Genomic DNA, 515 nt, shown 5'->3' on the forward strand with positions numbered 1-515 from the left:
GTTTCATTCAAGTGGCGATACAGGGCAACAACCCGTATTTTTCAGGGTTTCAAGGGCATGAGCTGCCAAACATGCTGATGTGGGCCGCGGTGTCGGGCATTGTCTGCGGTGTGGCCGGCGGATTGTTCAGTAGCTTTTTGTATCGCGGCGCGGCAGCATTCGCGCCGGTACGCTGGCGCAGTTTCATCCGCCGTCATTTGTTGGTGGTCGCCTTTGTGATGGGTATCTTGCTGGCACTGCTCGGTACGTTTTATCAAGGCAAAACCTATGGCACGGGCTATCACGAAGCCGCAGCCGCACTCAAAGGTGCGTATGAAGCGCCGTTCGGCTTGGCCGCCGCGAAATGGGCGGCAACCGTGTTCAGCTACTGGGCAGGTATTCCCGGCGGTATCTTCACGCCGTCATTAACCATCGGCGCGATGATAGGCGAACACATGGCTTCTTTCGCGCAACTGGGCGACGCGTCCAATGTCGCGGTTTTGCTTTGCATGGCCGCATTCCTTGCCGCTGCGACC

General features: G+C 57.9%; 1 protein-coding gene. It reads left to right on the forward strand.

Translation table 11 applies throughout. The features are described from left to right. Window positions 1–515: chloride channel protein (locus tag ACTHUM_RS18685; protein ID WP_440403779.1), on the forward strand; the 515-nt coding region annotated here is incomplete at both ends.

The sequence above is a fragment of the Neisseria sp. P0021.S006 genome, assembly GCF_051956895.1.